Raw genomic sequence first — 17471 nt, forward strand, 5'->3', positions numbered from 1 at the left:
GGTCGGGCTTACTCCGAAAATCCGAAATTCAATGTGTTCTTCACGTCATTGAGCGGCACTGCGGACCAGGTCGGAAATTTGAAGCTACCGCCGGCGGCGTCGTTCACGGTCAGGTTGCCTTTCAATTCGATCTCGCCCGCAGGACTCCCGAAAATGATCTTTCCGCCTGCCAGCTTGATATAAGCGCCCGCGCCGTCACCAATCGTGACGCCCTTTCGACCGGTTATCGTGACTTCGCCGTCCGACGAACTCATCAGCATGTCCTGCATTGCCATCAGTTCCATACCATCGCCTTGTGCCTGAATCTGGACCTTGCCCTTTGCCGCGAAGAGCCGAATTCCGAACTTTGCCGCGAGGAACGAAATCGCTTCGCCGGCCGCCACCGTGATGCGTTTCATCACACCGATATCGAGCCCTTCGCCGGCCGTGACGAACATCTGTTTGCGTGCTGCGATCTGAACGTGCCGCCCACTGGCGATGCCAACACCTTCCGGCGCACTCGCAACGATGACGGGCTTCTGGAGGCGGCTCAGCTTCTGCTCGATCAGCACGCGTTGCTGGTTGGCCTCAGCCTGTAGCGCCTTTGCCACGTTCGCGACGTCATTGAGTGAACGCAGAATTTCTTCAGCCTGCGCGAACGTTGCGTCCGCGTTCTGCATGGCAAGCTGCTCGCCGGCTGCACCCGGTTGTGCCTCGGCCGATATGAGCACGCCGTCCGCTGCCCTGATCGACGCGTGTCCGTCGGTGGCAAGTTCGGCCCCCTTTCCGCGCGCCTTGCGGTCGGTGTCCACCATGAAGCCGAGATTCAGCTGGCTCGCACGGAACGGCGTGATCAGATGGACGTGTTCGTTACCCTCCTTATCCTCCATCCGCAACTCATTCCGAGCGGCAGTACGAATCAGGTTCCGCGTATGGTTCAGGTTGTTGACCAAATCCGGATGCACGCTGTCGTGCATCGCCCCGATGATCACCGGCCGATTCGGATCGCCGTCCGTATGGACAATGGCCACTTCCGCGCCATCGATCAGCGGAAAGTGATGCCCATAGTTGTCGCCGCTATACGGTTTCGCAAACCGCACCGGCCGGCTCGTGCCGCCCGGGCTCCATTCATCGAGATCGAACGGCAGCTTGATCACGTACCAGCCCTGCTCGGTCAGATACGCGTACTTGTAGTTGCCCGGCGACGTAATCCGTGCAGGCAAGATTCCGTCGACCACCGGTCGTGAAACCAACACCATCGGCGTGCGCCACACGCGATCTGACGGAATCCCCTCGAACACCACCCAATACGCCTCGCTGCGCCCGCCACGCGTCTCGACCGACGTCACGAAAATCCCGTGCTTCGCATCGACCGGATTCGGCGCGACCCGCATCACCTCGCCGGCTTCGAGCCAGAACGGATTGCCCGTCCCCTTGAAGATGATCTGTCCGGCCAGATAAGCCTCGTGCCGCAACCGTGCCACGCGCTTACCTTCCTCCGGCGTCTCGTAATGTTCTCCCCAGCGATAATCGACCGAGTTCGTCGTCTTGTCGTCACGCGCGACGTTTTCCTCGACCAGCAGCGACACCCCGGCCTGCCGATGGTTGTAGTCATGCAATCGCACCGTTTCCGGCACGCGCTGCATTTCGCGCCCGAGCGTCTTGATCGCATCGGCCCCGACGCTCTCCAGCCCCGAATCACGACGATACGGAACCGTGCGCTGCTTGCGCGCATAGGCATCCAGATCGTCGCCGAACACGACCACCGCGCGATCCTTCTTCTGTTCCCACCGGAACCATATCCCTGCCTCGGCGCAGATACGCCGGATGAAGGCGAACGTGGTCTCTCGATACTGCGTCACGTACTCGCGACGCTTGTACTCGCCTCGCAACTGGAACTGAAAATCGACGCCCGCGCGATACCCGTAATGCCGCAACGTATCGGTCACGATCTCTTCGACCGACTGCTTCTGAAACAGCCGGCTGGTCACCCCGCGATCGAGATCCGCCAATGTCGGCTTCAGCACAACCCGATAGCGCGTCTCGTCAGCCGACGTTCCGAGCTCGTCGAACCGGGTGATGATCCCGTGCACCGTATATGCCGGCGGCTTCGTGCTGAATTGCCCGGCGTTCTCCCCGAACATCTTCTGCAGATACCCCATGTCCGGATCGACCGGATCGACGATGAACTTCGCCTGCCGCCCCAGCACCTGATCCATCGGAATGCCCGCGACCGGGCTCGTGAATTCGATCTCGTACCGGTACAGCTGGCTGATCCGGTCCAGCCCGGTGAACGTCAGGATCGAGAACGGCGCCGGTTGCGGCGCCAGTTTCAATTCATAAGCCTGCGAAGGCAGAATCATCGACATGGGGTCCCTCGGTTGCGCAAACATGCGGCACACCGGAGCGGCTCTCGTCACCCCGGGGCGCCGCACGCGACTAACGCCTGATCAGTTCTTGGCCTTCGGCATCTGCGACACGAGCGACAGCCCGATGTCCATCCCTTCGACCTGGAAGTGCGGCACGATGAACAGCTTGATCCGGAAGAAACCCGGGTTGTCGTCGATATCCTCGACCGTCACCTTCGCGTCGCGCAGCGGGTGCGATGCCTGCAACTCGTCGCCCGGATCCTTCATCTCGGTCACGAGCCCCTTGATCCAGCCGTTCAGTTCGAGTTCGAGCAGACGGCGATCCTTGGTCGTGCCGATGTTTTCGCGCTGAATCAGCTTCAGGTAGTGCGCGATGCGCGACAGCAGGAAGATGTACGGCAGCCGCGCGTTGATGCGGCTGTTCGCCGTGGCCTCCTTCGTCTCGTACAGAGCAGGCTTCTGCGTCGAGCTCGCGGAGAAGAAGCACGCGAAGTCGTGGTTCTTGTAGAACGACAACGGGATGAAACCGAGATTCGCGAATTCGAATTCGCGCGTTTCAGGGATCAGCACCTCGGTAGGAATCTTCGGCTGATAGCCGGTGCCGAGGTCGTACAGGTGGACCGGCAGATCCTCGACCTTGCCGCCCGCCTGCGGCCCGCGAATCTGCACGCACCAGCCATTGCTGACGAAACTGCGCACCATGTTCGCCGCGAACGCGAACGACGCGTTCACCCACAGGTACTTGTTGTGATCGGGGCCCTTGACCGCTTCCTCGTAGTTGAACGCCCGCACCGGCGCCGTATCCTTGCCGTACGGCAGGCGGCCGAGCACGCGCGGCATCGTCAGGCCGACATAGCGCGCGTCGTCGGTATCGCGGAAGCTTTTCCACTTGATGTATTCGGCGCGATCGAAGTAGTTGCCGATGTCCTGGATCGCTGCCACTTCCTCCATCGACTGCTTGCCGAAGAATGCGGGCCCGACCGAGCCGATGAACGGCATGTGCGCAGCGGCGGCCACCTTCGAGATGTTCCGCAGCAGCGCAACATCCATCGGCGAATTCGCAAACTCGAAGTCGCTGATCATCGCGCTGATCGGCTGGCCGCCCGGCGTGTCGTATTCCTCGATGTACGTCAGGCGATACAGGCCGCTCTGGATCAGTTCAGGCGTGTCCTCGAAGTCACGCTGCAGCGCATCCTTCGACACGTCCAGCACCTCGATTCGCGCATTCTTGCGGAAATCGGTACGGCTCACGAGCATCTTCAGGCCGCGCCAGCGTGCTTCGAGCGCCTGGAATTCCGGCGCATGCATCACCGCGTCGAGCTGGCGGCCGATCTGCCGGTCGAGCTGGCCGATATGGAAGTCGAGTAGCGACTTGTCCAGCCGGTCGACCGGCTGGCTCGCCTTCGCAACGAGTTCGAGGAACGCGCCCATCCCGCGCGCGATGCGCTCGTCGGCCGACGCCTCGGACAGCATGTCGTTGTCGCGGAACGCCTCGAGCGGGCGTGCTTCGTTGACGGGCTTCAGGTTGATATTGCTGCACAGCGATGCATAGACGCTGTCGATATCCCCGTGCGGGGCGTCCAGCACGACGGTCTCGGTCGCGCCGGCGTGCTGCGTTTCAGTGGGTTTCATCTCAGGTCCTGTCTGCGATCGAATCGCTACGATGTTGCGGAATGCGCTGAACGCGCGCTTTGCCCAGCGTCGCTCACGCATGCCCTTCCGGCTGCGTCGCGGCGGTCGCGATCTGCGCGAGTTCGCCACGAAGCTTCGCGGACAGGCGGTCGTCCTTCAACACCTTCTCGAACTCGCGACGGAACGTGCCGTTGTCGAGCAGGTTCGATTTGAGGTCGCGCAACAAATTGCGCATCGCGAGCAGCGCCTGAAGCTCGGGAATCTGGCGCGCCACCTGCTCGGGCTCGAAATCCTTGATCGACCGGAATGACAGGTTGACGGGCAACTCCGAACCATCGCCGGCTAGCGTGTTGTCCGCAGCGATCCTGAGATCCGGTGCGTAGTCGGCCAGTACGGCATCGAAGTTGTTCTTGTCGATGTTCACTTTCTTGCGCTCGGCCAGCGGCGCCTGCTCGCGGCCGGCGCTGAAGTCGCCGGCCACCAGCAGCTTCAGCGGTAGCTCGACCTTCTTTTGCGCCCCGCCCGTATGCAGATCAAGGGTGATCGACACCCGGCTCTTCGGGATCTCTCGCTGAAAGCTATCCAATTCGTTCTCCTTATCTCAGGAAGCTTGAAGACTCCGCGATGCGCACCCGTAACCACCGGTGCGTCGTCGCTCACGTCACCTTTGCTGACCCCCGCAACGCGTATTGACGGACGACGGATTCGGATATTCGCGGCACGACATCCGATTCAGGCGGCAAAAAATATCATGCACTTTCGCATGAAGTAAACCACCAAAATCAAAAATCTATCACCAACCTCACATATAGCCTCAAAAATAAGACTAGTACGAATATAAAACCCAGTCCTCCAACCCACCAGACCGAGATCGCCCCACACACCAGATCAATACCAAATTCCGGATCACATCACACAAACGATTGATTTTTATACAAAAAATACGCACACAAAAATCACACTCATCCCAATAAAACAGCGCACCGCGAATCCATCCACTACAAAGATAAATTCATCCACGCAATCTCGAATTCAATCACACACATATCCCGATATTAATGACACAGTTGTTGACGATCATCTAAATCACGGGGTATACGAAATCGGAAAACGATGGTTAGAATCGGCCCCTCATAATTCCTAATCGATATAGACCACACCATGCGGATCGAAAAGCCGCTCTGGCATGAAGGGCTGATTCTCGCGCAGCAACATTTCCAGCAGCAGGACCGCTGGAACGGGTTCGCGCTGCAACAACTGGCGTCGGCTATTGCCGTATCGCCTTGGGGAACGCTGAACGTCGACGTCGACGAAGAAGCACTGGCCTCCGGCCGCCTGAAGCTCACACGGCTGCGGCTACGCTTCCCGGATGGCACGCCGGTCGACACGACCATCGCAGACGCACCGCCGCCCGCTCGCGACCTCGTCGGCGACATTCCTGCCGATACCCAGACCGTCGAGGTGCTCGCCGCACTCGCGCTGCCCGATGCGAACGGCAGCAACTGCCGCTTCGACGAAACGGCGCTGGCCCGCCCGCGTCGCGCGTACCGAGAATTCGTGAAGGTGACGGACCTGAACGGAACAGCGGAAACCGAAATCGCCGCCGAGCGCCACGCGGTCCGGTTACTGTACGGCTACGAATCCCACGCCGACGATACGGCATGTGCGATAGCCCGCCTGACCCGCACGACGACCGGCCAGTTCCAGATCGATCGCGGATATGTGCCGCCCTGTCTGTCGCTATCGGGTCATCCGCTGCACATCGAGCGCATCCGACGGCTTGCGGATATCCTCGCCGCCAAGAGCGCGCTCCTCGGTGCGCGCCGCAGCGAGCGGATCGAGCAGGTGGCCGAATACGGCGTCGCCGACGTCCAGCTCTTCTGGCTCCTGCACTGCATTCATCAAGCGTGGCCGCAATTGCGCTTCCTCGCGTCGCATCCGGCGCAGCCCACGGATCGCCTGTACCAGGTACTCGCCCAGCTGACAGGATCGTTGACCACATTCTCGACGCGCGTGTCGCTGACCGACATTCCACCTTACGATCACGCCGCGGCACATGAAGTCTTCGCAACGCTCGAATCGCTGATTCGCGATCTGCTCGACGCGATCATCCCGTCGCGCGTCGTGTCGATTGGACTTTCACACACGACGCCGACGACCTGGGCCGGCCAGTTCCGTGACGAGCGCATCACCGAAGGCGTGGCGGACTGGTACCTGTCCGTCAATGCCGCGCTGCCGGCATTCGAGCTCGTCGAACAGTTTCCGCGCCTGTGCAAGATCGGCGCGCCGGACGACGTCGAGCACATCGTCAATTCCGCGGTGGCCGGCATTCCGCTCAAGGCCGTACAGCGAGTGCCGGGCGCTATTCCGGTCCGGCTGGACAACCACTATTTCGCGCTCGATGCGCATGACGCCGCGCATGCGCGGATGCTCGCCGCACGCGCGTGCCAGATCTATCTGCCCGCGTCGATTCCGGACGCGTCGATCGAACTCTATGCGGTGCTGCGCTGATGAATGCCATCGTCTCCACTCGTCACGAATCCGCGCTGCTTGCGCGAGAGCCATCGTCCAGCTGCTCGCCCCGGCCTTCGATGCGGGCGCTGCTGCGCGATACCGCGCTGCTCGTTACCCACCTGTCGAACGGCGGGCAGATCGACAGCCAGGAGAACCTGCGTCAGCAGTGCATCAGGCTCATCGCGCAGTTCGCGACGGCGCTCGATGCGCAAGGGATCGCCGCCGATATCCGGGACGATGCCGTCCTCGCCCAGTGCGGGCTGATCGATGAAGCGGCATTGCGTTACCTTCCCGCGTCGGACAAGGGGAACTGGGAGTCCCGACCGCTGCAGGTCGAGCGCTTCGGCACTCACGACGCGGGAACGCGCATCTACGAGCGCCTCGATCACCGGATGCGAGAACCCGCGCCGAACGTCGACCTGCTCGAATGCTATGCGGCCGTGCTCGGCCTCGGGTTCCGCGGCCGTTACGCTGCCCGCTCGGGCCTGTCGGTCGAAGCCCACGATGGCGAAGCGAAATGTCAGGCCGTGATCGCCGCGTTGGTTGCACAGATCGATCAGTTGCGACCGGCCGCGCAGCCGGGGTTCGTCACCGACCGCTCGAACGCGCGGCTGATCGACCGGCTCAGACGCCTGTCGCCGTGGGCGATCGCGGGAATGGCATGCGTGATCGCGATATGCGTGTGGCTCGCATGGGATCGCATCCTCGACGCGGAACTGGCACAACTCGTCCAGAAAGCGAAACGGCCGTGACTTCCGATACTGCTCTCCCGCGGGCGGCAACACGCGCCGACTCCGATGCCGCGCGCGCGGCCCTCTCGGGCCTCGGCTACCCGCTGCGCACGGTCGTGATGATATCGGCCGCACTAGCGCTTGCCGTCATCGGATGGGTTTTGCCCGTCGACCGCGGCGTCATGTGGGGATTGATTGCTATCATCGTCGCGCTATCGGCGCTGATCGTCTGGCTGCATTCGCGCAGATCGACGCACGCCCGCGAACGGAACGTGCACGTGCTTGGGCAACTCGGCGCGGCGACCGCCGACCTGCCCATCGCGCTGCGCACCAGGATGCCGCTCGCCCTCGTCACCGGGGACGGTCTACCCTCCTTGTTCGATCGCGACGCAACAAGGTCGCGTTTCGTCCACGTCGGCGACGGCGCCATCTGGTTGCGTGCCGATCACCCTCAAGATCTTCCCCGTCTTGCCGTCGCCGTCCGCCAGTGGCGGGACGGTCATGCCCCCGATTGCGTCGTGTTATCGGTCGCGCCGGGACTTCATGCTAACGACGATGTGTTGTCGCAAACGCTGCGCGTCATCCGGCAGGCGGTTGCAGATACGTCGCGCATGCTTGGCGCGTCGCTGCCGGGCTACGTCGCGATCTATCAGCGGCTCTCCGATACAGCCGTTTCAGCGGGGCCTGCGCCCCAGTGGTATGGCGTATCGACAGGCTCGCCGATCGCGGACATGCACCGTTTCGACTCCGCGATCGACGCCGCCGAATCCGATGCCCTCCATGCCGACGGAAGCCGCGCAGTCGCGGCACGCGCCGCCGGCATGGGATCAATGATCGGATGGACTCGCCGAATCGTGTTCGACACGCTGACGGACCGACGCCAGCCTGCGTCGCCCTGGCCGTTGTTCGGCGCAGGCTGGGTCGACCATGGTCCCGCGACGGGCCCCGGCAAGCCATGGGAACGTGAAGTCCGATCGCGCATCGGTATCGCACCGGTCGCGCTACCTGCATCGCCTGCTCCATGGCCGCTGCCGCAGCCGCTGATCGCCACGATGCCGCGCCGGTCGTGGCGATCACCTCGCTTCGCCGCGGTCGCACACGTCGTTGCTATCGTTGCTTGCGCAGCCACAGTCGCCATCTGCGGCGCCGCGAAAAACAACGAAACGCTGATGACCCGAATCGGCGAACACGTCGAACGCTACAACCGTCTCCCCGCTACGCAAGATGCCGCGAAGCGCGACGCGCTCAAATCCCTTTCGTCGGACCGCGACCAACTCGACCGGTATGCCCGAATCGGCGTCCCGCTCCGACTGTCGTTCGGCACGTATCGCGGCGCTCGAGCGCTGCCGATACTCAACGACGCGATTGCCTCCTACGAACCGCCCGCGCCGCCGCCCGCCGTCATCACGCTGGACAGCATGTCGCTGTTCGATAGCGGCAAAGCACAGCTGAAGCCTGGCACCACGCGCGCGATGGTCGATGCGATCGAGCTGATCAAGGCGCATCCCGGCAAGCGCGTGCTCGTCGCCGGCTATGCGGACGACCAGGGCCGCCCCGACCGCAACCTGAAACTGTCGATCGACCGAGCGACCGCCGTGCGCGACTGGCTCGTCGATGCGTCGGGTTTGCCGACGACGCAATTCGCGATTCAGGGTTACGGCGATACGCGCCCGGTCGCGGACAACGCAACACCCGCAGGACGGGCGAAGAATCGCCGGGTCGAAATCACGCTGGTGCCCGATATGCCGGCGCCGGCCGCTTCGATCCGCACCGCGATGTAACACACGTTTTGGTTCCCGGGGCATCCGCCCCGGGTTTGTCAGCGCCGGAATCCGGTTCCGGCGATTCGCAGTACGAATAAGAAGGAGTGAACAAATGGCAATTCCTGCCTACATGTGGCTCAAGGACGACGGCGGTGCGGACATCAAGGGTTCAGTGACCGTCCAGGATCGCGAAGGCAGCGTCGAACTGGTCGCGTTCGATCACGGCGTGCACATTCCGACCGACGGCAACACGGGCAAGCTCACCGGCACGCGCGTGCACAAGCCGATCACGCTGACGAAAGAGACGGACGCGTCGACGCCCTATCTGTACAAGGCCGTGACGAGCGGTCAGACGCTGAAGTCGGTCGAGATCAAGTGGTACAAGATCGACGACGCGGGCAAGGAGAAAGAGTACTTCAACACGAAGCTCGACAACGTGAAGATCGTCGCCGTGAAGCCGAAGATGCTCGACATCAAGAACCCCGACTACGAGAAACACAACCATCTCGAAGACGTCGAACTGCGCTACGAGACGATCACGTGGTCGTACAAGGACGGCAACATTATCCACAAGGACACGTGGAACGAACGTTCCTGATGCGCTGACCGACTGGCGGGATCCGGCACGCCCGCGCGCCGGGTTCCGCTGCGCCAGTCGCCCATTCGCAGTCGCGCCCCGCGGTTCGCATGGGCATCGACGAATGCACGCCCTCCTCTCTTCCTGATCCGCTATCGACATGACGCCGCCTCTCCGGGACGCCTCCCATCTCATTCGCCGTCTCAATCCTCATTGCACGCGCGCGCTCGAAGCCGCCGCGAGCCTGTGCCAGACCCGGCTCGCGGACGAAATCGCGGTCGAGCACTGGGTGCTGAAACTGATCGAAGCGGCTGACGGGGACATTCCGGCGATCCTCCGCCACTACGATCTCGATATCGATGCGGTATGGGATGCGTTGATCGACGTGATCGACCGCATGCCACGCACGTTGCGCGGCATGCCGGCGCTGTCACGGCAACTCGCCACGGTGATCGAGGATGCGTGGACGCATGCGGTGTCGGACGATTCCGACGGCATCATTCGCTCGGGCCATCTGCTGCAGGCGATCGTCGACGCGCCACACGTCTTGCGCACGCAGCGTGCGTGGCCGCTATTGTCGGTTTCAAGCGCGCAGATCCGACGCGTGCTGCCCCGGATCGGGCGACGTTCATCCGAGAACGCGTCCGATGAAATGACGTTGCAGCCGAAAACGTCGCCAACCGTCGATCACGCCAGCCATGCAGAGACGGAAGCCTCCATCGATCATCACGCCCGGCAGGCACCGTCTCGCGCCACCGACGACAACGCCCTCGCGCGCTTTGCGCTCGACCTGACCGAAAAAGCCCGCCGTGGCGAGATCGATCCCGTCTTCGGCCGCGACCGGGAAATCCGGCAGATGATCGACGTGCTGGCACGCCGCCGCAAGAACAACCCGATCCTGGTCGGCGAGCCGGGCGTCGGCAAGACTGCGCTCGTCGAAGGACTCGCGTTGCGCGTGATCGAAGGCAGCGTTCCGAAAACGATCCGCGACACGCGCATCCTGACGCTCGACCTCGGCCTGCTGCAGGCCGGCGCAGGCGTGAAGGGCGAATTCGAGCAACGACTGAAGAACGTGATCGACGAGGTACGAACATCGGCGACACCCATCCTGCTATTCATCGACGAAGCGCATACGCTGATCGGCGCGGGCAACGCGGCGGGCGGCGCCGACGCCGCCAACCTGCTCAAGCCGGCGCTCGCGCGCGGCGAGTTGCGCACGATCGCGGCAACCACGTGGGCCGAGTACAAGGAATATTTCGAACGCGACGCCGCGCTCGAACGGCGCTTCCAGGTCATCAAGGTCGACGAGCCGGACGACGACACGGCTTGCCTGATGCTGCGCGGGCTCGCAAGCCGCTATGTAACGCATCACGACGTCCACATTCGCGACGAGGCGATCGTCGCGGCCGTGCGGCTGTCACGCCGCTACATTCCGGCCCGGCAGTTGCCGGACAAGGCCGTCGATCTGATCGACACGGCTGCCGCGCGCGTGCGCATGGCGCTCGACGTGCCGCCGGTAGAACTGCAGCAGGCACGCGCGACACTGACGGCACTCGAACTGGAACGCGCCGCGCTCGATGCGGATTCCCGTGCCGGGATAGGCAACCTAGCCGAGCGGCGCACCACGATCGACACGGAACACGACGCCGTGCGCGACACTGCCGACATGCTGCTCAGCCAGTACACGCGAGAACGCGAAATCGTCGACATCTTGCGCACCCTTCGCGGCGCGGCCGGCCCCGCGCCCGATCCGGTGGCCATTTCCAATGCCATCGATGCGCTGTCGACCGTTCAGGGCAAGTCGCCGATGATCTCCGCCGATGTCGATGCACAAGCCATCTCACGCGTCGTCGCCGAATGGACCGGAGTGCCGGTCGGCAATCTCGTCGACGACGAACTGCGAAGCCTGCTCGCGCTCGAAGCGACGCTCGCTGCGCGCGTGGTTGCGCAGGACGATGCGATCGGCGTACTGGCGGAAAGCCTGCGTACCGCCAAGGCCGGCCTGAAGAACGAGCACGCACCGCTCGGCGTGTTCCTGCTCACCGGGCCGTCCGGCGTCGGCAAGACCGAAACCGCGCTGGCGCTCGCCGACCTGCTGTTCGGCGGCGAAGCCGCGCTGACGACGATCAACCTGTCCGAGTACCAGGAAGCGCATACGGTATCGCAGCTCAAGGGCTCGCCGCCCGGCTACGTCGGTTACGGACGAGGCGGAGTCCTGACCGAAGCCGTGCGTCAGCGTCCGTACAGCGTCGTGCTGCTGGACGAAGTCGAGAAAGCGCATCGCGACGTGCTCGACATTTTCTATCAGGTGTTCGACCGCGGCACGATGCGCGACGGCGAGGGACGCGAGATCGATTTCCGCAATTGCGTGATCGTGATGACGTCCAATCTCGGCAGCGCGCAAATCGACGATGCAATGGCCGAGGATCCGGCGATCACGCATGCAGCGCTGCGCGAAGCCGTTCATCCACAATTGGTCTCGCACTTCCAGCCCGCGCTGCTCGCACGCTTTCAGACACTCGTCTATCGGCCGCTCGGCGCGGCAGCGCTCGCGTCGATCGTGCGGATCAAGGTGGACAAGATCGCCGAACGCCTCCATCGGCAAAACGCGGTGACCTTGACGTGCGCGGACGACCTGATCGAATCGATCGCGCAGTACTGCGTGTCGCGCGAATCCGGCGCACGCAACGTCGACGCGTTCCTGAACCAGCGCGTGCTGCCGGTCGTGTCCCGCGAACTGCTTGAACGGATGGCATCGGGCACCACGCCAGGGCAGATCCTGTTGTCGGCCACCACCGAAGGATCGTTGACGATCGACTTCGTCGACGCGCGGGCGGTCGGCGATACCGGCACGACACGATGGAACGACCGATGACCGCCGGCCCCTCGCTCTACGACATGCTGCTCGGCCAGATCGGCGGCGAACCGATCGGCGCTTACGACGACCGGACGCTCGAATGCCTGAGCGTGCAGCAGAACGTACGCCGCATTCTCAATACGCGGGCCGGTGCGCTCAAGCACCTGCCCGACTACGGGCTGCCCGATCTCACGAACATCTACAAAGCGCTGCCGGCATCCGCACACTTGCTCAAGCAGCAGATAGAAGCGACGCTGCTGAAGTACGAGCCGCGCATTCGATCGATCGACGTCGGGATCATCGACAACCGCGACCCCGGCATCCTGGTCAGCTTCGAGATGACGTGCCACCTGAGGAACGCCGGGCTCGTGCGTTTCGGCACCTACTTCGAGCCGCCGGGCCGCCTGCGCGTCGAACGGCGCATCGATCGGTCATGACCACGCCCAATCAATGCCCGTGCGCGAGATGCGCCGCGAACCCCACCCTCCCCGGCGCGATCTCGTCCTTCAGCGTCAGCGCCGGAATCTCGTAGTCGCCCGCGTTCTGCCGCCGGAACGGAATCGGCTGCGTGGTCCACAGATCGTCGAGACGCTCGCCAAGCGCCGCGCGCGTTTCCTCGAAGCGCGCTTCGTTCATCTTCCCCGTCCGGTAGATCACGAACGGCGGCAACACGTCGAAACCCGGGTAATACAGCATCCCGTGCTGAATCGGGAACAGCACGTCGTCGATCGGGCCGTTGATGCCGCGCGGGCTGTAGTGCGACTCCCACCCGCCCGCCGTGACGATCACCATCGCCCGCTTGCCGGCCAGCGACCCTTCGCCATAGCGGTTACCCCAGCGCGTGTCCGAATGCTCGCCGACACCATAAGCAAAGCCGTACGCATACACACGCTCGACCCAGCCCTTCATGATCGCCGGCATCGAGAACCACCACAGCGGAAACTGCAGGATCACTGCGTCGGCCCACTTCAGCTTGTCCTGTTCGCGCGCGATGTCCTCGCGCTGCGTGCCGGTCGCGAACGCATGCTTCGAGTCGAGCGACGGATTGAAGCGCGCACCGGCCTCGCGATCGGTCACGTCGTTCGCGTCGAATGTCGCCTTCCAGTTCATCGCATACAGGTCGGTCACCTGCACCGTGTGGCCGGCCGCCTCGAGATGCGCGACGGCGAAGTCGCGCAGCGCGCCGTTCAGCGAACGCGGTTCGGGATGGGCATAAACGATCAGCACATTCATGTTTGTCACTCCGTTGATTGAATGACTGCAGGATGCGGCCGCCGAAGGTATATTTGAAATGAATTCCTGATATTCCAGGTATAGCCATGAATAATCTCAGACGGCTCGATCTGAACCTGCTCGTCACGCTGGACGTGCTGCTCGCCGAGCACAACGTCACGCGCGCGGCCGACAAGCTGAACCTGTCGCAGCCGTCGGTCAGCGTGCAGTTGCAGAAACTGCGCGACCTGTTCGGCGATCCGCTGCTGTTGCCGGGGCCGCGCGGAATGCGGCCGACCGCGCGCGCGGAAGCGCTGCGCGAGCCGGTGCGGGACGCGCTGGAAGCCGTCGAACGCGCGGTGAGCCCCGCCGCGCCGTTCGATCCCGCGACCGCGACGAACACGTGGCGCGTGGCCGCGACCGACTACGGCGAATCGACGATCGTGCTGCCCGCGCTGAACACACTGCGGTCGGCCGCCCCCGGCACGCGGCTGGCCATCGTCGAGCTCGTGCCGCCGCGCATCGAGCAGGACGCGGAGCGCAACGGCATCGACCTGGCATTCCATACGACCGAGGGTTCGCCGGCCGGCATGCGGCGCCTGCCGCTGTTCGCCGAGCGGTACGTGCTCATCGGCCGCAACGATCATCCGAAATTGAAGCGGCGCCCCACGCTCGCGCAGTTCGGCACGTTCGAACACGTGATCGTATCGCCCGACGGCGGTGGCTTCTTCGGCGTGACGGACGAAGCGCTCGCGAAAGTCGGCGCCACGCGGCGCGTCGTGCTGTCCGTGCCGCATTTCCTGTTCGTGATGTCGGCCGTCGCCAGCACCGATCTCGTCGCGATGCTGCCCGAGCGGCTGGTGCGCGACGTGCCTGCGCTGCGTGTGGTGGAAGCGCCGGTCGAGGTGCCCGGCTACGAAATGTCGATGCTGTGGCACGAACGCGTGCATCGCGATCCGGCGCATCGGTGGCTGCGGGAGACGATTGCAGCATCGGTATAAGCCAACGACGGCGACCGGATTCGGCACGGCGGGGAACGGCGTGCCGGACAGTACCCGATTACCGGTTTCGGTCGCCTTCGCCCGGGCCGCCCGGCCCTGCTGCAAGATTCTTCATTCGGGACTTGAAACCGCCTCGAACACTGTATATATTTACAGTGCTTTTGCACCATTTGACCCGAATTCCGTCACCCATCGACGGACGGATTTTTGTGAGGCGACCATGTTCCAGTCATCCGCATTCGATCCCGAGCAACCCGGTTTCAACCCAATCCACTTCGAGCGCGCCGCGCGGCAGGCGGTCGTCGATCTTCAACGCGTCGTCGGCGCCCCCGCGCAGCGGGCGCTCGGCCTGAAGCGGCGCAGCCATCCGGCCGCGGTCCGCACGATGAGCTGGGAGGCGCTGTTGAATGTCGAGGAGCTTGCGTTCTCGAACCCCGGTTTCCTGAACCGCAACGACCCGACCGTCGTCGATGCATTCATCCGGCTGCGCGACAGCCGAATGGTCGCGGCAGACATCGAGGAAGCCGTCGACTGGAAGCGCGACGACGACGATCTACCGGCCGTCTATCTGATCGTCAAGGCGATGCTCGAAGCGGAAGAGACAGAGGCACAGCGCGTCGAGATGGAATGACCGCGGCGGCCGGCGCGGCCTTCCGGTCAGGCCGCGCCGGCGCAAGCGCCGAATCCCGGGACAACGCATGCCATCGCGGCCACGCGCAGCCGCGCCATCAGAGCCGCGCCGCGAGCCGCGAACCCTGATCGATCGCGCGCTTCGCATCGAGTTCGGCGGCCAGTTCCGCGCCGCCGATCAGGTGCACCGAGCGCCCGGCCGCCTGCAGCGGCGCGAGCAGCGCGCGCTGCGGCTCCTGCCCCGTGCAGAGCACGATCGTGTCGGCTTCGATCAGCGCGTGATCGGTGCGCTGCTCGCCGTACGACACGTGCAGCCCGCGCGCATCGATCCGCTCGTAGTTCACGCCGCCGATCATCTTCACCTGCTTCATCTTCAGCGTCGCGCGGTGGATCCAGCCGGTCGTCTTGCCAAGCCCCTTGCCGAGCGGCGCGGCCTTGCGCTGCAGCAGCGTCACTTCACGCGCGGGCGCCGCCACCTGCGCACGCGTCACGCCGCCGCGCGTCGCGGCCGGGTCGGTGACGCCCCACTCGGCCTTCCACTCTTCCAGGTCGAGCGCCGGCGACTCGCCGTCCTGCACCAGATACTCGGCGACATCGAAGCCGATCCCGCCCGCACCGACCACCGCGACCCGCCGGCCGACCGGTTGTTTGCCCGCGAGCACGTCGATATAGCTCAGCACGTTCGACCCATCCTGCCCGGGAATCTTCGGGTCGCGCGGCGCCACGCCAGTCGCGAGCACGATCTCATCGTAACCGCCGGCGATCAGGTCGCTCGCGTCGACGCGGCGGTTCAGGTGCAGGTGCACGCCGGTCAACTCGACCTGGCGACCGAAGTAGCGCAACGCTTCATGAAACTCTTCCTTGCCCGGCACCTGCTTCGCCATGTTGAACTGGCCGCCGATCTCGGCTGCGCCGTCGAACAGGTCGACCTGATGGCCGCGCTGCGCGAGCACGGTCGAGCACGCGAGCCCGGCCGGCCCCGCGCCGACCACGGCGATGCGCTTCGGCTGCTGCGCGGGCGCATAGTTCAGTTCCGTCTCGTGGCACGCGCGCGGATTCAGCAGGCACGACGCGATCTTGTTCTTGAACGCGTGATCGAGACACGCCTGGTTGCAGCCGATGCAGGTGTTGATCTCGTCGGCGCGGCCCTGCGCGGCCTTGACGACGAACTCGGCGTCCGCGAGCAGCGGGCGCGCCATCGACACCATGTCCGCGCAGCCGTCCGCGAGAATCTGCTCGGCCACCTCGGGCCGGTTGATCCGGTTGGTCGTCACGAGCGGAATGCCGACCTCGCCCTTCATCTTTTTCGTGACCCAGGCGAACGCGCCGCGCGGCACCGACGTCGCGATCGTCGGCACGCGCGCCTCGTGCCAGCCGATCCCCGTGTTGATGATGGTCGCGCCCGCGCGCTCGACGGCCTTCGCGAGCTGCACGGTCTCGTTCCAGTCGCTGCCGTCCGGAATCAGGTCGAGCATCGACAGCCGGTAGATCAGGATGAAATCGCGGCCGACCGCTTCGCGCGTGCGCTCGATGATCTCGATCGGCAACCGGATGCGGTTCTCGTACGAACCGCCCCACTGGTCGGTGCGCTTGTTCGTATGCATCGAGATGAACTGGTTGATCAGGTAACCCTCGGAGCCCATGATCTCGACGCCGTCGTAGCCGGCTTCGCGCGCGAGCTGCGCGCAGCGGACGAACGCGCGAATCTGCCGCTCGACACCGCGCGCGCTCAGTTCGTGCGGCGCGAACGGCGAGATCGGCGACTTGATCTTCGACGGCGCGACCGCAAACGGGTGATAACCGTAACGGCCCGTATGCAGGATCTGCAACGCGATCTTGCCGTCGTCGGCATGCACGGCATCGGTGATCACGCGATGCCGCCGCGCGGCGCCCGACGTCATCAGCGTGCCGCCGAACGGCTTGGTCCAGCCGGCCACGTTCGGCGCGAAACCGCCCGTCACGATCAGGCCGACGCCGCCGCGCGCGCGTTCGGCGAAATATTCGGCGAGCCGCGGCAGTGTCTTGCGGCTGTCCTCGAGGCCCGTGTGCATCGAGCCCATCAGCACACGGCTCTTCAGCGTCGTGAAGCCGAGATCGAGCGGCGCGAGCAGGTGGGGAAAGGTTGTCGTCATGATGATCCTGCCTGATAAGCGATGCCTGTCATCGTAGGCGCGCGCCGCCTTGAACGTGAGGGGGCAAACAGCCA

The 17471-nt window shown here is 64.1% G+C and carries 13 protein-coding genes; 8 read left to right on the forward strand and 5 right to left on the reverse strand.

The features are described 5' to 3' along the window. Nucleotides 1-8 precede the first annotated feature (8 nt). From H3H55_RS28140 to tssB, 3 genes are all read right to left on the reverse strand, one after another. Nucleotides 9-2348: a type VI secretion system Vgr family protein gene (locus H3H55_RS28140; protein WP_193101077.1), complete on the reverse strand. Its 2340-nt coding sequence runs from the start codon at nt 2346-2348 to the stop codon at nt 9-11. Nucleotides 2349-2429: 81 nt separating this feature from the next. Beyond that, on the reverse strand, nt 2430-3980 hold the full coding sequence (gene tssC / locus H3H55_RS28145; RefSeq protein ID WP_193101078.1) for a type VI secretion system contractile sheath large subunit: 1551 nt from the start codon (nt 3978-3980) through the stop codon (nt 2430-2432). Nucleotides 3981-4053: 73 nt separating this feature from the next. After that, nucleotides 4054-4566, reverse strand: a complete 513-nt coding sequence (gene tssB, locus H3H55_RS28150) for a type VI secretion system contractile sheath small subunit (protein ID WP_047901495.1) — start codon at nt 4564-4566, stop codon at nt 4054-4056. A 575-nt stretch (nt 4567-5141) separates the two neighbouring features. On the opposite strand from tssB, the gene tssK reads away from it, so the two are divergent. The 6 genes from tssK to tssE all read left to right on the forward strand — a co-directional run bounded on the left by tssK (nt 5142) and on the right by tssE (nt 12859). Next, a complete protein-coding gene (gene tssK, locus H3H55_RS28155; protein ID WP_193101079.1) occupies nt 5142-6491 on the forward strand; it encodes a type VI secretion system baseplate subunit TssK in 1350 nt (449 codons plus the stop codon). A gap of 80 nt (nt 6492-6571) precedes the next feature. After that, the gene (locus tag H3H55_RS28160; RefSeq protein ID WP_226800389.1) at nt 6572-7246 is read left to right on the forward strand and encodes a DotU family type IV/VI secretion system protein; all 675 of its coding nucleotides are present in this window, start codon (nt 6572-6574) and stop codon (nt 7244-7246) included. After that, nucleotides 7243-9006 carry an OmpA family protein gene (locus H3H55_RS28165; RefSeq protein ID WP_413463977.1) on the forward strand — a complete coding sequence of 588 codons (1764 nt, stop codon included), beginning with the start codon at nt 7243-7245 and terminating at the stop codon, nt 9004-9006. Before H3H55_RS28160 ends, H3H55_RS28165 begins: the two co-directional genes overlap by 4 nt. Nucleotides 9007-9100: 94 nt before the next feature. Beyond that, nucleotides 9101-9586, forward strand: coding sequence for an Hcp family type VI secretion system effector (locus H3H55_RS28170; protein WP_006479553.1), 486 nt, complete (start codon nt 9101-9103; stop codon nt 9584-9586). A gap of 139 nt (nt 9587-9725) precedes the next feature. Continuing rightward, nucleotides 9726-12440, forward strand: coding sequence for a type VI secretion system ATPase TssH (gene tssH / locus H3H55_RS28175; RefSeq protein ID WP_193101080.1), 2715 nt, complete (start codon nt 9726-9728; stop codon nt 12438-12440). Then, nucleotides 12437-12859, forward strand: a complete 423-nt coding sequence (tssE, locus tag H3H55_RS28180; RefSeq protein ID WP_193101081.1) for a type VI secretion system baseplate subunit TssE — start codon at nt 12437-12439, stop codon at nt 12857-12859. Before tssH ends, tssE begins: the two co-directional genes overlap by 4 nt. Before the next feature lie 10 nt (nt 12860-12869). Here the strand turns inward: tssE and H3H55_RS28185 are convergent, their stop codons facing one another. After that, nucleotides 12870-13655, reverse strand: coding sequence for an NAD(P)H-dependent oxidoreductase (locus H3H55_RS28185; RefSeq protein WP_193101082.1), 786 nt, complete (start codon nt 13653-13655; stop codon nt 12870-12872). 86 nt (nt 13656-13741) lie between these two features. On the opposite strand from H3H55_RS28185, the gene H3H55_RS28190 reads away from it, so the two are divergent. Then, complete coding sequence (locus H3H55_RS28190) at nt 13742-14635, forward strand: LysR family transcriptional regulator (RefSeq protein WP_193101083.1); 894 nt, start codon at nt 13742-13744, stop codon at nt 14633-14635. Between the two features lie 220 nt (nt 14636-14855). Continuing rightward, complete coding sequence (locus H3H55_RS28195; RefSeq protein ID WP_129516786.1) at nt 14856-15266, forward strand: DUF2471 family protein; 411 nt, start codon at nt 14856-14858, stop codon at nt 15264-15266. Between the two features lie 97 nt (nt 15267-15363). Here the strand turns inward: H3H55_RS28195 and H3H55_RS28200 are convergent, their stop codons facing one another. Then, complete coding sequence (locus H3H55_RS28200) at nt 15364-17397, reverse strand: NADPH-dependent 2,4-dienoyl-CoA reductase (protein ID WP_193101084.1); 2034 nt, start codon at nt 17395-17397, stop codon at nt 15364-15366. Nucleotides 17398-17471 lie beyond the last annotated feature (74 nt).

Source organism: Burkholderia sp. Z1 (genome assembly GCF_014893795.1).
In the GTDB taxonomy this organism is placed as follows: domain Bacteria; phylum Pseudomonadota; class Gammaproteobacteria; order Burkholderiales; family Burkholderiaceae; genus Burkholderia; species Burkholderia theae.